The following is a 15,544-nucleotide window of genomic DNA, read 5'->3' as shown; positions in this document are numbered from 1 at the left end:
AACAGGTGGCTTTCTCAATAATGCCATTACTATACAATACTTCTCTCCGAGTGTGATCGAACGATGACCGACCCACGCGACGCGATCGAACGGTATGCGGGACGAGCGACGGCCCTCGGCGTCGTCTTCCTCGTCGCCGCGGCCACGACGGCGTCCGCCCAGCCCCACGGCGGTAGCGCCGGTGGATCGATGGGCGGCTGGGGAGCGGTCGGCGGCTGGCTGTTCCGCTGGCCGGTCCTGCTACTCGGGCTGCTCGCACTGCTGGTCGTCTGGGCCGGCAGTCGACGCCCGGGAGACCGCATCGATCGCGCCGACCGATCCGACCGGGCGCTCGAGCAACTCCGCGAGCGCTACGCCCGCGGGGAACTCTCGACGGACGAGTTCGAACGACGACGACGCAACCTGCAATCGTAGACCAATGACTGACACAGACGATCCGGACGTGACGATCGACTCGAAGGACGCATCGTGTCCCGGCCCGCTGATGGACCTCATCGGGAAGGTGAAGACACTCGACGCCGGTACCGTGGTCGAACTCCAGACCACCGCACGGAACTCCACGACGGACGTTCCGGAGTGGCTCGAGGAGGCCGGCCACGACTTACTCGAGATCGAGGAGCGCGACGAGTACTGGAGCATCTACCTGGAGGTCAACTGAAATGCACCGAATCGCTATCGTCGGCGGCGGAACGGGCGGAACGGTCCTCGCGAATCGACTCGCGGACGAGCTACAGTCCGAAATCGAGGCCGGCACGGTCGAGGTCCGACTGATCACGGCCGATCCGAACCACGTCTACAAGCCGACGTTCCTGTACGTGCCCTTCGGGAAGAAGACGGTCGACGACGCGAAACGGCCGATCGAGGAACTGGTCGACGCCCGGGTTTCGATCACGATCGACGAAGTCGTCGACGTCGATACCGACCGGAACCGCCTGTCGCTGGCCGACAGGACGACGCGACTGCACTACGACCAGCTCGTGCTAGCGACCGGCGCGAACCTCGAGCCCGAGGCCGTCCCCGGACTCGCCGAGGGCGGCCATCACTTCTACGGCCCCGACGGCGCAACGCGACTCCGAGACGAACTCGCCGAGTTCACCGAGGGCCACCTCGTGTTGAGCGTCGTCGGCGTCCCACACATGTGTCCGGCCGCGCCCGTGGAGTTCCCGCTGATGGTCGACGACTGGCTCCGCGAGCGTGGCCGGCGCGAGGACATCGAGATCACCTACACGTACCCGATCAACCGCGCCCACGGCCTCGAGTCGGTCGCCGACTGGGCGACCGACCTGTTCGAGGAACGTGACATCGCCCTCGAGACGTTCTTCAACGTCGACGAGGTCGACCCCGACGCGGAGGTCATCGAGACGGTCGAAGGCGACGAACTCGAGTACGACCTGCTCGTGGCGATTCCACCCCACCGGGGCAGCGATCTCGTGATCGACGCGGGGCTGGGCGAGGACGGCTGGGTCGACGTCGACAGGCACACGCTCGAGGCGACCGAGGCCGAGGACGTCTACGCGATCGGTGACGTCGCGGACGTTCCCACGAGCAAGGCCGGCAGCGTCGCCCACTACGAGGCGGGCGCCGTCGCCGATCGGATCGCCAGCCGCGCCCGCGGGGAAACGCCGACTGCGACCTACGATGGAAAGACCGTCTGCTTCCTCGAGGCCGGCATGGACGAGGCGACGTTCATCGAGTTCGAGTACGGTGAAGAACCGTACGTCCGCGAACCGTCGAAACCGCTCCACTGGGCGAAGCTCGGCTACAACGAGTCCTACTGGCTCACCGCACGGGGGTTGCTGTAGATGTCCGAATCCACAACCGAGACCACCGACACCGGGGAGCCGACGCTCGAGGACCTCGTCGCCGAAAACCCCGACGAGGTCGCCCGGTTCATCGAGCGGCTCGGGGTCGTCAACGAACTGCTCGATACGGCGGATCTCGCGACCGCCGCGATGGACGACCGGATGGTCGAGGAGGTGGCCGGGACGGCGACGAACCTCGGTGCGGCAGCCGACGAACTGGCGACGCCCGAGGCCGCGCGGCTCGGCGAGGCGACCGGCGAGAACGCCGACGACCTGGCTGACGCGATCGAGACGCTCGCTCGCCTCCAGCGGTCGGGGACGCTCGACGATCTGCTGGCGATGACGGACCTGTTCGCGCTCGCGTCGTCGGCGATGGACGACGACATGGTCACGGACCTCGCGGCGACCGGAACACGTCTCGGTGAGGTGGCCGACACGGCGGCTGACGACGACGTGGCTCGGACGCTCGGGGACCTGCTCGAGGCCGTCGGCGAGGCCGGGGCCGAGCCTGCGGACCCCGTCGGTCCGGTCGGCGTCGCCAAAGCGCTGCGCGATCCGGATACTCAGGCCGGAATCGGTTTTCTGCTCGCACTCGCGAAAGCGCTGGGACGAACGACGGGATAACTGGTCACCCCGCCTCTCACAGCGAATTCGGGCCGTCCGCGTTCACCGGGCGTGAGTCGCCGCTGTCGGCGTGGACGTGTGGCTCCTGGCAGTGGGAGAAGCCGACGACCGGTCACTCGCCCGTCTGCCGTCGCTGTCGGGTTCGACGTCGTCGCTACCGCTCTCGAGGAACGGGACGACGGCGGTACCCGCGAGGCAACGGCGACGGAGGTCGCGTCGGCACTCGTGTCGCTGCATGGCAAGCCGGGCTCGGTTTCGGATCGCCGGTCAGGCCGCTCGGTTCGGCGGGATCAGCATGACGTTCCCGTCCGCCCGTGCGACGATGTCTTCGGAGACGCTCCCGAGCAACAGTCGGCGGAGTCGGCTGTGCCCGCGCGAGCCGACGAGGGTCGTAGTCGGCTCGTACTCGGCCTCCGCGGCGAGGATCTCGTCGGCGGGATCGCCCCGTCGGACTACGGTTCGCGTCTCGATCCCCCAGTCCTCGAGTCGCGTCGCCAACTCCGCTAGTCGCGCTTCGGGATCGTCGTCCTCCGGAAGCCCCGGGTCCTTCGGCGTTTCGACGTGGACCAGCGTTGCCTCCTGGGTCGCGTGGCGGAGGTACGAGAACGCCTCGAAGGCCCGCTCGGCGTTCTCGGAGAAGTCCGTCGCGTACAGCACCCGCCGGAACAGGTGTTCGCGGACGACGTCCGGCTCGTCCGCCTCGCGTTCGATCCGGTTGACCAGCAACGGCACGACCGTCGTGCGCGCGAGGTTGCGCGCGGTCGAACCAATGACGCGGTTCTCGAGCGGGCTCTTCCCGCGCGAGCCGACGACGGTGAGGCTGGCACCGACGGCCTCGGCGATGCCGTTGATTCGTCGGTGGGGCGTCCCGCGGACGACGTGCGTCTCGACATCGAAGCCCGCGTCTTCGACGACGCGGCGGTAGCGCTCGAGCGCCTGTTCGCGGCGTTTCTCGAAGTTCATCCCGGGCATGCCCGCGTGGACGTTCGACGGAATCACGGTCACGAGATGGATCTCCTCGACGCCGATTCGGCCGAGACACTCGAGACAGGTCTCGCTCTCGATCGTCGCCTCGCTGGCAGCGGAGAGGTCGGTCGCACAGATCGCTTTCATACTACTCGTAGGGCCGACGACACTATATTGTTTCCGGCTACCAATACCGGCGTCGGCCACGCGGTCGTGGACGGGCGGACAGTGACTCGAACTCCGCAAGTGTCAACCGAGCAGACGCAGAGGGCGTGACCGATGGAACCGCCCGATTCGATCGTTTTGACCGCGCGCGAACCGCACGGATGGGTCCTGGCCCGACCCGTATATTCTCGTAAGTTATTCGCATATCTTCGTAGGATAGCCGTGAGATAGATCGCAGTAATATTGTGCGCAATTCCCAAAAGCGTTATAGTCGTCCTCCGGGTAGACAGTACTGAGCAGAAACCCATGAGAAGTACACAACCGAACGGCGGTGGTCGATCCCGATGATCGATCTCGCCACGTCTTCGTCAGCAGTACAGGCAGGCGCCCTCGTCGGTGCCGTCCTCCTCGAGGCGTTCGTCCTCTACGTCGGGTACGGCGCGCTCGAGCGAGTCGCAACGCCGGTCGTTGAACGGATCAAACACGCATAATGGAACCGTTTGGAATCGCACTGACGACGCTCGTACTGTTCGTGAGCTTCGGCTTCATGGTCGGCGTCCTGTTCGGCTTCTTCGGGATGGGCGGCTCGTTCCTCGTCACGCCCGCGTTGCTCGTGATGGGGTATCCCGCCAGAGTCGCCGTCGGGAGCGGGATGGCTTTCGTCTTCGGGACGGCAGTCATCGCGACGCTCAAGCACCACGACCTGGGCCAAGTCGACTACAAACTCGGCGGGTTGATGATCGTCGGGACATCGGTCGGTATCGAGGTCGGGCGAATCGGGGTGTTCTACCTCGAGGATCTCGGCCTCGCCAGCGGTGTCATCGGTATCACGTACGTCGTCCTGCTGGGCGCGATCGGCGTGTTCGTCACGCGGAACGCGCTCAAAAACGACGGCAGTAGTGGGTCCGGTGGCGGCCACCACGACGCGGCCGACGACGAGATCGATCCGGACGCGATCCCCGACATCGCGAAGAAGATCCAGTCCTACCGCGTCCCGCCGATGATGACGATCGCGGGCGGCATCCAGGTCTCGCTGTGGATGGTCCTTGGCGTCGCGTTCGCGACGGGACTGCTGTCGGGCTTCCTGGGTGTCGGCGGCGGCTTCATCCGGATGCCCGCGATGTTCTACCTCATCGGGGTACCGGTCCCCGTCGCGGTCGGGACCGACCTCTTCGAGATCGTGTTCTCGGGCGGGATCGGGTCGTTCCTCTACGGGATGGAAGGCGGCGTCGACCTCTCGATCGTCGCGCCGCTGCTCGCAGGGAGCGCGCTGGGCGCCAGGATCGGTTCGGCCGCGACCAGCATCGTCAACGAAGACGACATCAAGATCTACTTCGGACTGATGCTCCTGGGCGGGTCGATCGCCGTGGCGTTCCAGCAGGCCGGCGACTACTTCGCCATCGAGATCTTCAACACCGTCGGCTTCGCCCTGATCCTGCTCTCGGCGTTCATGGTCAGCGGGGCCGTGATCTACAGCACTGTGACGGAGATGCGCGCACAGGCGAACGCGTCCGTACCGTCGGCGGACTGAGGACGCTCTCCGCCGCTCGTTGCGTTTCATCGCAGTTCATCGAGATTGCACGATATTCACACAACCCTTATAGCGATGCGGCCCCTATCACCGGATAGTAACATGGCAAACTCGATGGCAGAGCAACTACAGCAGGACATGGAGTGTGAGGGGTTACTGGAGTGTATCCACGGACTCAAGCAACTCGACAAGGACTGCTTTCGCGTCCTCGTCGAGAGCGAGCAAGCGCTGACGATCGACGAGGTCGCCGATCGGGTCGACCGCGAGCGTTCGACCGCGTACCGATCGATCCAGCGCTTGCTCAAGAGCGGGTTCATCCAAAAAGAGCAGATCAACTACGATCAGGGCGGGTACTATCACGTCTACTACCCGACGGACCCGACCCAGATCGCAAACGACATGCAGCGAAAGCTAAACGACTGGTACGCGAAGATGGGGCAACTCATCCAGGAGTTCGAGGACAAGTACGAACATGCGGAGGCCGATACCGAGATTCCTGCCCAGAGCTAACCGTCTCCCGGTCGATATCCGCTAATTATACGCGTCTTCTCACAGCAGTAGCCCCGCGAAAGCCCGCGGCTGTAGCGGAAGTAGCAATCGAACGCTTGATTCGACCCCGTCTCCAGTCCGGCCGCCGGCAGCGGACGCCCCTCGTGAGAAAGCAAGGGACGGGACTTTCCGGTCGGGAGTACCATACTCGACGGATCCGACCGACGAACCGAGATCCGCGATAGCGTAGGTATGGCGTTTCTGAGAAAGATCGGGTCGGTCCGACGACAGTCGCTCGACGCATCGACGAGACCGACCAGTGAACCGCGTCAGTCTCGAGTCGGGACCGAAGACGGCTACGGAAAAAAGAAGCGACCGGCCGAATGCGGCCGCGTTACTGCACTGCGTGTGTCTCGAGCGCGTCGACGAGCGTGTCGGCCTGCTGGAAGCCGTCGTCGAAGCGAGCGACCGCCTCGCCGTCACGCAGGACGACGAGCGTCGGGACGCTCCGAACGTCGAATTCGGCGGTGAGATCCGGGACGTGACCGGCGTTGACCGTCGCGACGACTCCCGGTGCGCTGCGTGCGACCACACCGAGTACCGGCTCCATGGACGCGCAGATACCACAGCCGGACGTGACGAACTCGAGCAAGACGAGGTCGTGTGTCGCGAGCAGTTCGTCGTAGTCGGTCCCGTCGGTCAACTGGACGGGGCTTCGGGTCGTGGGGCCGTTGCCGGTTGACTCCGGCGGCGTTGAGTCGGTCATCACTGTTGGTAGGCCCTGAACGTATTTCAGTGTTTTGTGTCCACCATACAATACTAGTTGCTCTTGCTAGACCGAGCCACTGATTGAACGCGGTCGACGGTGACGCCCCGCCATGGTCGGAGGAGGCAGTGAATATCGCCGCCATCTATGACGCGTGGATTTCCGGGAACCCCTCGTGAATGCCCTCGAGAAGGCCCGATTCGAGACGTGCGCCGACTACCGGTGACTCGAGCGATGATGAATCTCGCCGTATCGCACAGTCGAATACGTCGGGCCCGATGATTGCCTGCAAACGACGGTCCCGTCCCGTCTCCACCAACCTTCGAACTAGCATGAGTGCCTCCGAATCCAGAGTCGACGTCGAACAGTTTCTCACCAACCTCCTCGCGTTCCGATACCGGGAAGTGACGATGGTCGGCGCGACGGTGGCCGTTCTCGTCGCCGCGGTCGTCTTCTTCCCCGGATTCGAGAACGTCGGGAACGGTGTCCAGTCCGACCTTTCGGTCGGGTTGCTCGCTGGGATCGTCCTGGTCGCGATCGTCGCCGGCGCCGTCAAGGGCATGACCGGGTTCGGCTACTCGCTCATCATGACGCCGATCGTCGCGTCGGTGATCGATCCGACCGTCGCCGTCGTCGTCCTGGCGATCCCGCCGTGGATGCTCAACATGTTCCAGATCGCCGAAACCGGGACGGGACGGGCGTTCGTTCGCGAGGAGTGGACGCTGCTGGTACTCGCGATCGCGGGGACCATCGTCGGCGTTGCGGCGCTCGCGACGTTCAGCGTCGGCCCGATCGTCGCGTTCGTCATCGGTCTCGTCCTCTTCGGTTACGTGGCCTTTCAGTTCGTACAGAACTTCGTCACGGTCGAGCAAGCCCACCACCCGTTCGCACTCGGTGCCGCCGGGTTCTTTCAGGGCTTCCTGCTTGCGTTCGCGAACCTCGGGCCGCTCCTCCCGGCGTACTTCCACACCTTCGAACGCGACACCGAGCGATACATCGGCGGACTGTCGATGGTACTCGGGACGATCTTCACGGTCCGTCTCGTGCAGATGGCGCTGTTCACCGACCTCCTGACGACCTACCGGCTCTGGCTCGGTTCGATGATCGCAGTGGTTACCATCGTCGGGTTGTTGCTGGGTACGTACCTCCGGCGCTTCGAGTTCGACGAGCGAACGTTCGACTGGTTCGTCGTCGGACTCCTGTTTGTCATCTCGCTTAACATCTTCCGGAACACCGTGCCGGCACTGTTCTTCTAGATTCGGGGCAACGTCACTTCGTCAGCGAGAGCAAAACGAGCCCCATCCCGCTCGAGACGATGACAGCCTGCACGAGGGCGGCGGACGCGATCGTCGTCCCGAACACGTGATAGATGAGTCCCTCACAGATCGCCCCGGCACCGATGAAGACGAATCCGCCGGAGACGTACAGCATCGGCGTCCGTCCGCTCCGGCGATAGCCGTGAAACGCCAGATACGCGACGACGAGACTCAAAGCGAGCGTAATCAGTTTGGCGAGGAGGAACGACGCGTCCATTACTCGTCACCCCGGATCCCGCGCCAGAGGTCGGTGAAGTTGTCGGCGAGTTCGTCGCGTGTCTCCATCGTCAGCGAGAGCTGTCCGTCGGTGACGTCGACGTGGAGTTCCTCGAGTGTGGTTTCGAACTCGCTTCGGTGAGAGCCGTCCGCGTCGACGGTTCTGCATTCCTCGATGAGGTCGTATTCTTGCAGCGTCGACACACGGCGATAAACCGTCGTCAGCGAGGCGTCACACTCCTCGCTGAGCGTCTTCGCTGTCTTCGGTCCGCCCCGATCGGCGGCGAGGAGTATCTTCCGTGCGTACTCGTCCGCGAGGAGCTGGAAGATCGCCGCCGAGTCCGAGGAACCACCGGGTTGCACACGAGAGACCCTCTCGTTCAGCGGCAAATAGGCCACGATTCGCTGACCCGGCAAATCACCGCAACCGTCTTGTATTGCCCTTCGAGCGGCGTCGGTGAGATGCCGTCATAGCGACTCGTCGGGGCGGACGGCTGTTCGAACGCAGTTCAAAACCGATCAGACGGCACAGGTCGGACACGTCCGGCTGTGGCGGACGTAGATCAGCCCGAGCAGCAGGACCACTGAGAGGGCCCCGAAAACCGGTCGTAACGGATCGACGTACGTCATTATCGCGGAGGAACTGAACAACGCGAGCAAAACGACGTTACAGATCGGACAGCTGACTGCCAGAAACCCGCCGACGAGACCGCCAAGCGCCAGGCGATCTTCGCCGCTCGTGTCGCCGTCCTCGAGCCCGGGTTCGACTCGCTCGGTCGCCAGCCGCTGTGCGGTGTACACGCCGGCGAGCAGTGCGGTCGACGTCAGGAACAGGTAGTCGACGGGCGTCCGCGGGACCATCCGAACGTAGAGCGGGTTCGGAATCAGGCCGGTGACGAGTCCGAACAGCAGGAACACGCCGATTCCAGCGGCCGCTCCGTACCCCATCGCCCGGCGATCCGAGCGGATCGGTCGGAGGAATCCCCGGCCCGTCATTTCGCCCCCTCCGTCGCGATGACACACCGTTCGGGATGGCCCGTCCGGCCGAGAAAGAACAGCAACAGCACGAGCCCGGCGACGCGAAGCGCCGCGCCGTCGTACGGGAGTGTCGCGAGGCCTCCGGCGAACCCGAGAAAACCGAGGAGACCGGCACCACAGCTCGCACAGCCAGAGGCGAGAAGTCCGGGGACGACTCCCGAGAGGTCGGCGAGACTCGAGACGCCGACGATTCGCAGCTGTGTGACGGCGTTGACGACGGCGATCCCCGACAGCAGCGCGTAGAGGACGACGATCCCGAGTCCGGTCCAGCCGTCGGTGCGGTACACCGTCTCCGTAAGTGAGACGACGACGTACTCGAACCAGTGGAGGCCGTCGCCGAGCATCTGGAGCGAGAACGCCGGCATCGTACTCAGGAGTAAGAGGACGTAGGTGGCGGCCGCGACGGCAACGAAACCGATCGTCCCCCGCCACGTTTCGAACGGATACGAGACCGCTGCGATGAGGTTCGTCAGATACTCCCGGCCCGCGGCGCGCATAGTCATCCGATCGGATCGACGGGAGACGACCTGAAATCACCAACTCCGATTTGCTGACCCAGCAAATCGGCGATTCCGTTAGGAACACGGACCAGAAACGCTCGGCAACACCGATGTCACTCGAGCAGCCATCCCGTCGCGCGTTCCTCGCCGGCTCCGTCGTGACACTCGGCGCCGGTGGCGCCTACTATCTCACGCGATCCGACGACACCGCACAGCATCTCTCCCCGTCGTTTCACTCGAGCGACGAGACGTCAGCGTTCGGCGTCGATCTCGGCGGCAAGCCGATCATGGGCTCGCGAGCGGCACCGCTCGAGATCTACTACTGGACCGACTTCCAGTGCCCGTTCTGCGAGCGGTTCGAACGGGAGACGCTCCCCGACCTCGTTCGGGAGTACGTCGAACCGGGTGACGTTCGCATCGTCTTCGTCTCGGTGCCCTATTTCGGTGCGGACTCGATGACCGCCGCGGTTGCCGGCAAGTGCGTCTGGGAGCGGGTTCGCGACGACGATCCCGGCGCATACTGGGACTGGCATACGGCGGTGTTCGACGAACAGGGCGAGAAGAACTCGGGGTGGGCGTCGACGGACAACCTCCTCGAGTACACCCGTTCCGTCGACGGCGTCGACGCGGACGCCCTCGAGTCGTGTCTCGAGGACCGACGGTCGGAGTTCGAAGCCGCGGTCGAAGCCGATGCGGAACGGGCGACCGAGTTCGGTATTTCGGGCACGCCGTCGTTCGTCGTCTTCGATCCGGAGTCCGAGGCGGCGGGATCGCTCACCGGTGCCCAGCCGCCGGAACGGTTCGACGACGCGATCGAACGGGTCAGGGACGCGTAGCACCGAACGGCGTCGGATCCGGCGTCCGTCCGACGGGCTCGGCGGTCGTCCGGGCTATCGGCATTGCGTCGGCAAACGGCCGCGTCAGGCGCTGTTTCGACGTTCGTACCCCAAGCCCTACTTCCCGGCAGGACCGAGATCCAATCGACGCCGCTCGCGGTTCACGAGAACGGACGGACGACCGACAACAGGTTCCGCTCCCAACAGCCATGATCGACCCAGTCCTCGGCAGTCGGCTGCAGTTCGCGCTCACCACGATCGTTCACATCATCTTCCCGGTGATGAGCATGGGGCTCGCCCCCTTCCTCGTCTACTTCACGTGGAAGGACATCCGCACCGGCGAGCCGATCTACGAGCAGTTGCGCCGGTTCTGGACGCGGATCTTCGCCGTCAGCTTCGTTGTCGGCACCGTGACCGGTATCGTCCTCGAGTTCGAGTTCGGGACCAACTTCGCGGCGTTTTCGACGACTGCCGGCGAACTCTTCGGCGGCCCGCTCGCGCTCGAGGGCATGATGGCGTTCATGCTCGAGGCGACGTTTCTCGGCATCTTCGTCTTCGGGCGCGAGCGGGTCGGGAACGCGCTGTATATGGTGTCGGCGGTCGCGGTCGGACTGGGGACGTGGCTCTCGGCGGTCTGGATCCTGATCGCCAACTCCTGGATGCAGACCCCGCGGGGCTACGAGTTGACGACGGCGAACGGCCACACGATCGTCGAACTGGTCGATCCGGTCGCGGCCTACGCCAACCCCCGGTTCCCCTGGATGTTCGTCCACATGCAAAACGCCGCCGTCGAGTCCGTCGCGCTGTTTATGGCCGGGCTCGGCGCGTATTTCGTCTTCAGACACCACGTCTGGGAGTACCCGGTCGAGAACGTCGCGTTCTGGGAGACAACGCTCAAGTTCGGCCTCATCGCGTTGCTCGTTACCGCGCCGTTGCAGGTGCTACACGGCGACCTGTACGCGCGACACATCGTGGAAACCCAGCCCCAGAAGTTCGCCGCGATGGAAGCCGTCTGGGAGACCGACTCCTACGTCCCCGAGTACATCGTCGCGTTCCCGACCAGCCTCGACCAGCTGCTGGATCCGCGGGCCAAGGAGATCTTCGGCATCGGCATCCCCGGCGGCGCGTCGTGGCTCGCGAGCGGCGGCGATCCGCAGGCGACGATTCAGGGACTCGAGGAGTTCGAGGGAAAACAGCCGCCCGTGGCGATCGTCTTCTGGTCGTTCCGGATGATGGTCGGTCTCGGGTTCTGGTTCGTCCTGCTCGCCGTCTGGGGCGGCTACCGCTGGTGGAGCGGCGAACTCCTCGAGGACGATCTCCTTCACAAGGCCCTGATGCTCTCGACGCTGCTCGGCATTGTCGCGGTCGAACTGGGCTGGATCGTCACGGAGGTCGGCCGCCAGCCGTGGGTCGTACAAGACGTTTTGCGGACGACAGACGGCGTCTCGCCGGGGTTGACCGCCGGCGAGGCGACGGTGACGCTCGTGGGGTTCGCGGTCGTCTACCTCGGCCTCCTGGCCCTCTACACCTATGTCGTCGTCCGCATCGTTCGGGCCGGCCCGCCGGACGGGGACGACCTCGCGACGCGGGACGCGTCGGACCGGCCCGCGTCGGAGGTGAGCGCCGATGACTGAGCCGGCCGCGCTCGCGACCGAGCCGCTGTTCGGTCTCCCGCTGGCCGACCTCTGGTTCGGACTGGTGTTTTTCATCCTCGCGATGTTCCTCTTTCTGGACGGCTTCGACTTCGGGGTCGGCGCGCTGTTCGCGACGCGCGAAGACGACGACGAACGCGAACGGTTGCTGGCGGCCATCGGGCCGTTCTGGGACGGCAACGAGGTGTGGCTCGTCGTCTTCGGCGGCGCGCTGTTCGCGGCCTTTCCGTCGGTCTACGCCAACCTCTTCAGCCGCCACTACCTGTTGATGTTCGCCATTCTGGGCGCGCTCATCGTCCGAGGGCTCGCGCCCGAGATGTACGAACAGCGCCACGACGACGGCTGGCAGCGCTGGTGGGGCCGGGCGTTCGTCGTCGGCAGCCTCACCGCCCCCTTCTTTCTGGGCATGTTCACCGCGAACTGGGTGACCGGCGCGACGTCGATCGTCACCCTCCCGGCGCTGGTCGTCGGTCTCGCCGTCGTCGCGCTCACCGTCGTCGACGGCGTGGCCTTCCTCCGACTGAAGACTCGAGGCGACTTACGCGACGACCTCGAGACGGACGGCCACCGCGCGCTCGGCGCGTACCTCGTCCTCGTCGTCGCGGCGCTTGGCTCCGTGTACGTGGCCGAACCGGCGTTGCGGTCGGCCCTGCTCTCGGCACCGGTGCTGGCGCTCGTCCTCGCGACGCTCGCGTTCGCCGGCGCGTACGCGGCGGCGACGCGGGCGGACCGCTACTACGTGGCGTTCGGCGCGGCCGCGGGGCTGGTCTTCGCGCTGGTCGCCATCGTCGCCGGCCTGATGTACCCGTCCATCGATCGAGCGGCCGGACTGACGGTCGAGACGGCCATCGTCTCGACGCTGCAGCTCAATCTCATGTCCGTCGGCGCGGCCGTCCTGTTGCCGCTCGTGTTCGTCTACTTCGCGGTCCTCTACACCGCGTTCAGCGGGCCGATCGAAACGGGTGAGTCGTACTGATGGCAGCCGACGGCGATGATGGTCGACCCGCGGCTCGCGACGACGGCCGCACCGGCGACCGGACGACGACCGGACGGCAACCCCGACTCGGCTCTCGAGTCCTGCTGACGTGGCTCGAGCTGACGGTCGTCGGGATCACCGGCGGCCTCCTCGGCGCGACGGTCGGCGGCCCGCCCGGGTTCGTCGTCTATCTGATGACGACGCTCCTGTCGGTCGGGATCGTCTTCCACAACGTCAACGAACTGATCAAGGGCTGGCTTCGAGCGACACGGGTGGATCGACTACCCGAGACGACGGAGTAAAACGGGGACTACGCCGGGCGCATGGTCGTCGAACGCCCGAACGACCACGGTCGAGCGGACTGCCTGCTCACTCGAGCGTCGCGATCAACAGGAACGTCTCCGGACGGACGGCCCCGTGTTCGATCTCGAACCCGGCCTCGCGGAGCGCGTCCGCCGCCTCGTCGGCACTGTACCGTTCCTCGACCGGCGGACCGGCCTCGCCGGTGCCGGTCGCCGCCCAGTCGACGATCACGAGTCGCCCGTTCGGAGCGAGGGACCGCCGGATCTCGGCGATCGCCTCGTCGCTCGCGAACTCGTGGTAGGTCATCGTCGAGAACGCGGCGTCGACGTCGCCGTCGTCGAACGGGAGGTCGCTCACGTCGCTGGTCACGAGATCGACGTTCTCCGGAACGCCTTTCTCGCGGTAGTACTCGTGCATCGCCGCCTGCAGGTCGACCGCGTAGACCGCCCTAGCGTGTGGAGCGACGTCGTCGGTGAAGAAGCCGGTCCCGCTCCCGAGGTCGGCGACGGTGTCGTCCGGCGAAAGCGAGAGCGCCCACAGCAGTTCCTCGGCCGAGACGAACCGGTATCGCTGCTCGGCTTCCTCTAACTTGTCCGCTCGCTCGGCGTCGAACGTGTGGTGACCCACGGTTACAGGGCCTCGAAAGCGTCGTCGACGATTTCGCCGGTATCCGCGATTATATCGGCCATCTCGTCGTCGTCCGGCGCCATCCCGACGAGCCGTGCGATCCGCATGATCGAGACGTGATAGACCAGCTGGCGGCCGGGCGCTTCCTCCCGGACGACGACGTTACACGGGAAGAGTCCGCCCATCTTCCCGTCGGTCGCCTCGAGCGCCCGGTCGGCCACTGCCGGGTTACACGCCCCGAGGACGTAGTAGGGGTCGCGGTCGGCGTCGACCTTCTCGTTCAACAGTTCCGACGGGGAGAACTCGACGGGGACCCCGAAGCCGGCGTCGGTGAACACCTCGCGGACGTGTTCGATGGCTTCCTCGTGGTCCATCTCGAGGGTCGTCTGTGTGGCACCGATGTCGTCCGGATCGATCTGACTCGGGTCAATGGGTAACGCCATTGTGTGGAGTATTGGGCGTTTAAGACAAATGCCTTTCGACGGCTCGTCTCCGCACACGAAAACGGCTCGGCGCGTGTCGGCGTTTCGAGGCCGCCTCCCGACCGGGACACGGTCTCGACGCCTCGTCGAGAGTCACCGAATCGACGGTCCGCTGCTTCGCTCGTTCCGAGACCCCGTCCCGTCCGCGAGGGCGGAAAAACGCCCCAATACATTTACGCACACCCGATCGAAAACCGACGCATGGACTCCGACTCGGCCTCCCGACGGTCGCTTCTCGGACTCGCGGGCGTTGCGAGCCTTTGTTGTCTCGGAACCGGCGGCCTGGTGGTCGGCGGGACCGCTGCCGTCGCCGGCGGAGCCGCGGCCGGGAACGCGAGCAGCGGGGTCGTGCAACTGGCGGTCACCCTCGTCACGATCGGCGTGATCGGGATCGGACTGCGGTTTCGGACCCGCTGTTCGGACTGTGACACCTGAATCGAACCCGCGGAAACCGAACCGGCCGCGCCTGTCGTCCCTTCCCGTCGTTCACCGCTCGAGGTGTGATCGCGGCTCCGATGCCGGCCCGAACTGTTCGTCGGCGAACCACGAGATGATGCTCCCCTCGGCCCGATGTAGCACGTCGCTACACGTCGCTTTCGAGACGTTCAACCGATCGGCGACGTCCGTCAACGTCGCCTCCCGCGGCGTCGCGTAATAGCCGGCTTCCAGTGCCGTCGTCATTACTTCCTGTTGTCTGTCCGTGAGCAGCCGGTCCGCCTGCGTCGTCCCGATTTCGGCGACGGATTCGAGCGTGTACTCGATCCCGGCGGCCTCGAGGGCCTCCCCGAGAGCCGAAAATCGCGACGAGGACGTCACCAGTTCCCACGTGGCTTCGCCGTTCTGGATCGAAAACGGCAGTCTGATCGGCACCCCGGCCTGCCACAGCGGCAAGAGAAGCGGCGGACTGGTCGCTTCGACCTGGAGGAGCGCCGTCTCCTCCTGCTTCCAGAGCAGTTCCACGTCGACAACGTCGGACCGTTGCTCGATGGCCGTCAGTATCGGGAGCGGGTCGTCCGTCGTCAGGTTGAGCAGTGCGATCCCCGCCTGCTCGCCCGCGAGTGCGGTAACGATCTCGAAGACCGCCTCCGAATGCGTCGTCGAGACGTCTCGGATCCAGATCCCGTCCGGCAACGAGATCGAGAGCGTGGCTCGTGGCATACAGGACCTGACTCGTCGCGCCTTTTTACGTTCTCTACTAACATAGTAGTGGTACAGCTATATATTCGCGAGAGGGCTACCCGTACGGCCGAACGCC

General features: G+C 65.2%; 22 protein-coding genes. 13 read left to right on the top strand and 9 right to left on the bottom strand.

Translation table 11 applies throughout. The features are described from left to right. The first annotated feature begins 63 nt into the window (after positions 1-63). From NP511_RS17555 to NP511_RS17540, 4 genes are read left to right on the top strand one after another with little or no spacing between them, the layout of a single operon-like run. On the top strand, positions 64-414 hold the full coding sequence (locus NP511_RS17555; RefSeq protein ID WP_006650533.1) for an SHOCT domain-containing protein: 351 nt from the start codon (positions 64-66) through the stop codon (positions 412-414). A 4-nt stretch (positions 415-418) separates the two neighbouring features. Further along, positions 419-658 carry a sulfurtransferase TusA family protein gene (locus tag NP511_RS17550; RefSeq protein WP_006650532.1) on the top strand — a complete coding sequence of 80 codons (240 nt, stop codon included), beginning with the start codon at positions 419-421 and terminating at the stop codon, positions 656-658. Position 659: 1 nt separating this feature from the next. Further along, positions 660-1,802, top strand: coding sequence for an NAD(P)/FAD-dependent oxidoreductase (locus NP511_RS17545; RefSeq protein WP_049966489.1), 1,143 nt, complete (start codon positions 660-662; stop codon positions 1,800-1,802). Then, positions 1,803-2,426 (top strand): helical membrane plugin domain-containing protein, encoded by a 624-nt coding sequence (locus NP511_RS17540; protein WP_049966488.1) that lies wholly within the window; start codon positions 1,803-1,805, stop codon positions 2,424-2,426. A gap of 267 nt (positions 2,427-2,693) precedes the next feature. On the opposite strand, the gene NP511_RS17535 is transcribed toward NP511_RS17540, so the two are convergent. Further along, positions 2,694-3,539 carry a universal stress protein gene (locus NP511_RS17535; RefSeq protein WP_049966487.1) on the bottom strand — a complete coding sequence of 282 codons (846 nt, stop codon included), beginning with the start codon at positions 3,537-3,539 and terminating at the stop codon, positions 2,694-2,696. Positions 3,540-3,901: 362 nt separating this feature from the next. Here NP511_RS17535 and NP511_RS17530 point away from each other — a divergent pair, with 362 nt between their 5' ends. The 3 genes from NP511_RS17530 to NP511_RS17520 all read left to right on the top strand — a co-directional run bounded on the left by NP511_RS17530 (position 3,902) and on the right by NP511_RS17520 (position 5,598). Continuing rightward, positions 3,902-4,048, top strand: coding sequence for a DUF7512 family protein (locus NP511_RS17530; RefSeq protein ID WP_006650528.1), 147 nt, complete (start codon positions 3,902-3,904; stop codon positions 4,046-4,048). Further along, a complete protein-coding gene (locus tag NP511_RS17525) occupies positions 4,048-5,088 on the top strand; it encodes a sulfite exporter TauE/SafE family protein (RefSeq protein ID WP_006650527.1) in 1,041 nt (346 codons plus the stop codon). Before NP511_RS17530 ends, NP511_RS17525 begins: the two co-directional genes overlap by 1 nt. 102 nt (positions 5,089-5,190) lie before the next feature. After that, positions 5,191-5,598, top strand: coding sequence for a helix-turn-helix domain-containing protein (locus NP511_RS17520; protein ID WP_006179413.1), 408 nt, complete (start codon positions 5,191-5,193; stop codon positions 5,596-5,598). Positions 5,599-5,971: 373 nt separating this feature from the next. On the opposite strand, the gene NP511_RS17515 is transcribed toward NP511_RS17520, so the two are convergent. Continuing rightward, positions 5,972-6,343: a thioredoxin family protein gene (locus NP511_RS17515; protein ID WP_049966486.1), complete on the bottom strand. Its 372-nt coding sequence runs from the start codon at positions 6,341-6,343 to the stop codon at positions 5,972-5,974. A 332-nt stretch (positions 6,344-6,675) separates the two neighbouring features. Here NP511_RS17515 and NP511_RS17510 point away from each other — a divergent pair, with 332 nt between their 5' ends. After that, positions 6,676-7,599, top strand: coding sequence for a sulfite exporter TauE/SafE family protein (locus NP511_RS17510; RefSeq protein WP_049966485.1), 924 nt, complete (start codon positions 6,676-6,678; stop codon positions 7,597-7,599). A gap of 13 nt (positions 7,600-7,612) precedes the next feature. Here the strand turns inward: NP511_RS17510 and NP511_RS17505 are convergent, their stop codons facing one another. The 4 genes from NP511_RS17505 to NP511_RS17490 form a co-directional block, all read right to left on the bottom strand. After that, positions 7,613-7,876, bottom strand: a complete 264-nt coding sequence (locus NP511_RS17505) for a DUF7521 family protein (RefSeq protein WP_006650524.1) — start codon at positions 7,874-7,876, stop codon at positions 7,613-7,615. Further along, positions 7,876-8,238: a winged helix-turn-helix domain-containing protein gene (locus tag NP511_RS17500; protein WP_006650523.1), complete on the bottom strand. Its 363-nt coding sequence runs from the start codon at positions 8,236-8,238 to the stop codon at positions 7,876-7,878. Before NP511_RS17500 ends, NP511_RS17505 begins: the two co-directional genes overlap by 1 nt. Before the next feature lie 156 nt (positions 8,239-8,394). After that, positions 8,395-8,871 (bottom strand): hypothetical protein, encoded by a 477-nt coding sequence (locus tag NP511_RS17495; protein WP_049966484.1) that lies wholly within the window; start codon positions 8,869-8,871, stop codon positions 8,395-8,397. Further along, positions 8,868-9,416: a hypothetical protein gene (locus NP511_RS17490; RefSeq protein WP_049966483.1), complete on the bottom strand. Its 549-nt coding sequence runs from the start codon at positions 9,414-9,416 to the stop codon at positions 8,868-8,870. The genes NP511_RS17495 and NP511_RS17490 overlap by 4 nt, the downstream gene beginning before the upstream one ends. Before the next feature lie 107 nt (positions 9,417-9,523). On the opposite strand from NP511_RS17490, the gene NP511_RS17485 reads away from it, so the two are divergent. The 4 genes from NP511_RS17485 (at position 9,524) to NP511_RS17470 (ending at position 13,179) form a co-directional block, all read left to right on the top strand. After that, positions 9,524-10,249 (top strand): DsbA family protein, encoded by a 726-nt coding sequence (locus NP511_RS17485; RefSeq protein ID WP_049966482.1) that lies wholly within the window; start codon positions 9,524-9,526, stop codon positions 10,247-10,249. Between the two features lie 209 nt (positions 10,250-10,458). Continuing rightward, positions 10,459-11,883, top strand: coding sequence for a cytochrome ubiquinol oxidase subunit I (locus NP511_RS17480; RefSeq protein ID WP_049966481.1), 1,425 nt, complete (start codon positions 10,459-10,461; stop codon positions 11,881-11,883). Beyond that, entirely contained in the window at positions 11,876-12,877 is a 1,002-nt protein-coding gene (gene cydB, locus NP511_RS17475) for a cytochrome d ubiquinol oxidase subunit II (RefSeq protein ID WP_049966480.1), read from the top strand. Before NP511_RS17480 ends, cydB begins: the two co-directional genes overlap by 8 nt. Beyond that, complete coding sequence (locus NP511_RS17470; RefSeq protein WP_049966479.1) at positions 12,877-13,179, top strand: hypothetical protein; 303 nt, start codon at positions 12,877-12,879, stop codon at positions 13,177-13,179. Before cydB ends, NP511_RS17470 begins: the two co-directional genes overlap by 1 nt. Positions 13,180-13,246: 67 nt before the next feature. Here NP511_RS17470 and NP511_RS17465 read toward each other — a convergent pair whose 3' ends face one another. Both NP511_RS17465 and NP511_RS17460 read right to left on the bottom strand, forming a co-directional pair. Continuing rightward, positions 13,247-13,807 carry a class I SAM-dependent methyltransferase gene (locus NP511_RS17465; RefSeq protein WP_049966478.1) on the bottom strand — a complete coding sequence of 187 codons (561 nt, stop codon included), beginning with the start codon at positions 13,805-13,807 and terminating at the stop codon, positions 13,247-13,249. 2 nt (positions 13,808-13,809) lie between these two features. Beyond that, positions 13,810-14,250 (bottom strand): DUF302 domain-containing protein, encoded by a 441-nt coding sequence (locus tag NP511_RS17460; protein WP_049966477.1) that lies wholly within the window; start codon positions 14,248-14,250, stop codon positions 13,810-13,812. Positions 14,251-14,490: 240 nt separating this feature from the next. Here NP511_RS17460 and NP511_RS17455 point away from each other — a divergent pair, with 240 nt between their 5' ends. Further along, on the top strand, positions 14,491-14,724 hold the full coding sequence (locus tag NP511_RS17455; RefSeq protein WP_049966476.1) for a hypothetical protein: 234 nt from the start codon (positions 14,491-14,493) through the stop codon (positions 14,722-14,724). A gap of 51 nt (positions 14,725-14,775) precedes the next feature. Here the strand turns inward: NP511_RS17455 and NP511_RS17450 are convergent, their stop codons facing one another. Beyond that, positions 14,776-15,447, bottom strand: coding sequence for a helix-turn-helix domain-containing protein (locus NP511_RS17450; RefSeq protein WP_049966475.1), 672 nt, complete (start codon positions 15,445-15,447; stop codon positions 14,776-14,778). Positions 15,448-15,544: the final 97 nt, after the last annotated feature.

Origin of the sequence: Natrinema thermotolerans (assembly GCF_031165565.1) — an archaeon.
Taxonomy (GTDB): domain Archaea; phylum Halobacteriota; class Halobacteria; order Halobacteriales; family Natrialbaceae; genus Natrinema; species Natrinema thermotolerans.
Note: the sequence above shows the minus strand (reverse complement) of the source record. Positions and strands in the feature narration are given on the sequence as shown.

Excerpts from the sequence above, each read along its gene's own strand:
- NP511_RS17555 (WP_006650533.1), top strand. The coding sequence starts at position 64 with ATGACCGACCCACGCGACGCGATCGAACGGTATGCGGGACGAGCGACG.
- NP511_RS17550 (WP_006650532.1), top strand. The coding sequence starts at position 419 with ATGACTGACACAGACGATCCGGACGTGACGATCGACTCGAAGGACGCA.
- NP511_RS17545 (WP_049966489.1), top strand. The coding sequence starts at position 660 with ATGCACCGAATCGCTATCGTCGGCGGCGGAACGGGCGGAACGGTCCTC.
- NP511_RS17540 (WP_049966488.1), top strand. The coding sequence starts at position 1,803 with ATGTCCGAATCCACAACCGAGACCACCGACACCGGGGAGCCGACGCTC.
- NP511_RS17535 (WP_049966487.1), bottom strand. The coding sequence starts at position 3,539 with ATGAAAGCGATCTGTGCGACCGACCTCTCCGCTGCCAGCGAGGCGACG.
- NP511_RS17530 (WP_006650528.1), top strand. The coding sequence starts at position 3,902 with ATGATCGATCTCGCCACGTCTTCGTCAGCAGTACAGGCAGGCGCCCTC.
- NP511_RS17525 (WP_006650527.1), top strand. The coding sequence starts at position 4,048 with ATGGAACCGTTTGGAATCGCACTGACGACGCTCGTACTGTTCGTGAGC.
- NP511_RS17520 (WP_006179413.1), top strand. The coding sequence starts at position 5,191 with ATGGCAAACTCGATGGCAGAGCAACTACAGCAGGACATGGAGTGTGAG.
- NP511_RS17515 (WP_049966486.1), bottom strand. The coding sequence starts at position 6,343 with ATGACCGACTCAACGCCGCCGGAGTCAACCGGCAACGGCCCCACGACC.
- NP511_RS17510 (WP_049966485.1), top strand. The coding sequence starts at position 6,676 with ATGAGTGCCTCCGAATCCAGAGTCGACGTCGAACAGTTTCTCACCAAC.
- NP511_RS17505 (WP_006650524.1), bottom strand. The coding sequence starts at position 7,876 with ATGGACGCGTCGTTCCTCCTCGCCAAACTGATTACGCTCGCTTTGAGT.
- NP511_RS17495 (WP_049966484.1), bottom strand. The coding sequence starts at position 8,871 with ATGACGGGCCGGGGATTCCTCCGACCGATCCGCTCGGATCGCCGGGCG.
- NP511_RS17490 (WP_049966483.1), bottom strand. The coding sequence starts at position 9,416 with ATGACTATGCGCGCCGCGGGCCGGGAGTATCTGACGAACCTCATCGCA.
- NP511_RS17485 (WP_049966482.1), top strand. The coding sequence starts at position 9,524 with ATGTCACTCGAGCAGCCATCCCGTCGCGCGTTCCTCGCCGGCTCCGTC.
- NP511_RS17480 (WP_049966481.1), top strand. The coding sequence starts at position 10,459 with ATGATCGACCCAGTCCTCGGCAGTCGGCTGCAGTTCGCGCTCACCACG.
- cydB (WP_049966480.1), top strand. The coding sequence starts at position 11,876 with ATGACTGAGCCGGCCGCGCTCGCGACCGAGCCGCTGTTCGGTCTCCCG.
- NP511_RS17470 (WP_049966479.1), top strand. The coding sequence starts at position 12,877 with ATGGCAGCCGACGGCGATGATGGTCGACCCGCGGCTCGCGACGACGGC.
- NP511_RS17460 (WP_049966477.1), bottom strand. The coding sequence starts at position 14,250 with ATGGCGTTACCCATTGACCCGAGTCAGATCGATCCGGACGACATCGGT.
- NP511_RS17455 (WP_049966476.1), top strand. The coding sequence starts at position 14,491 with ATGGACTCCGACTCGGCCTCCCGACGGTCGCTTCTCGGACTCGCGGGC.
- NP511_RS17450 (WP_049966475.1), bottom strand. The coding sequence starts at position 15,447 with ATGCCACGAGCCACGCTCTCGATCTCGTTGCCGGACGGGATCTGGATC.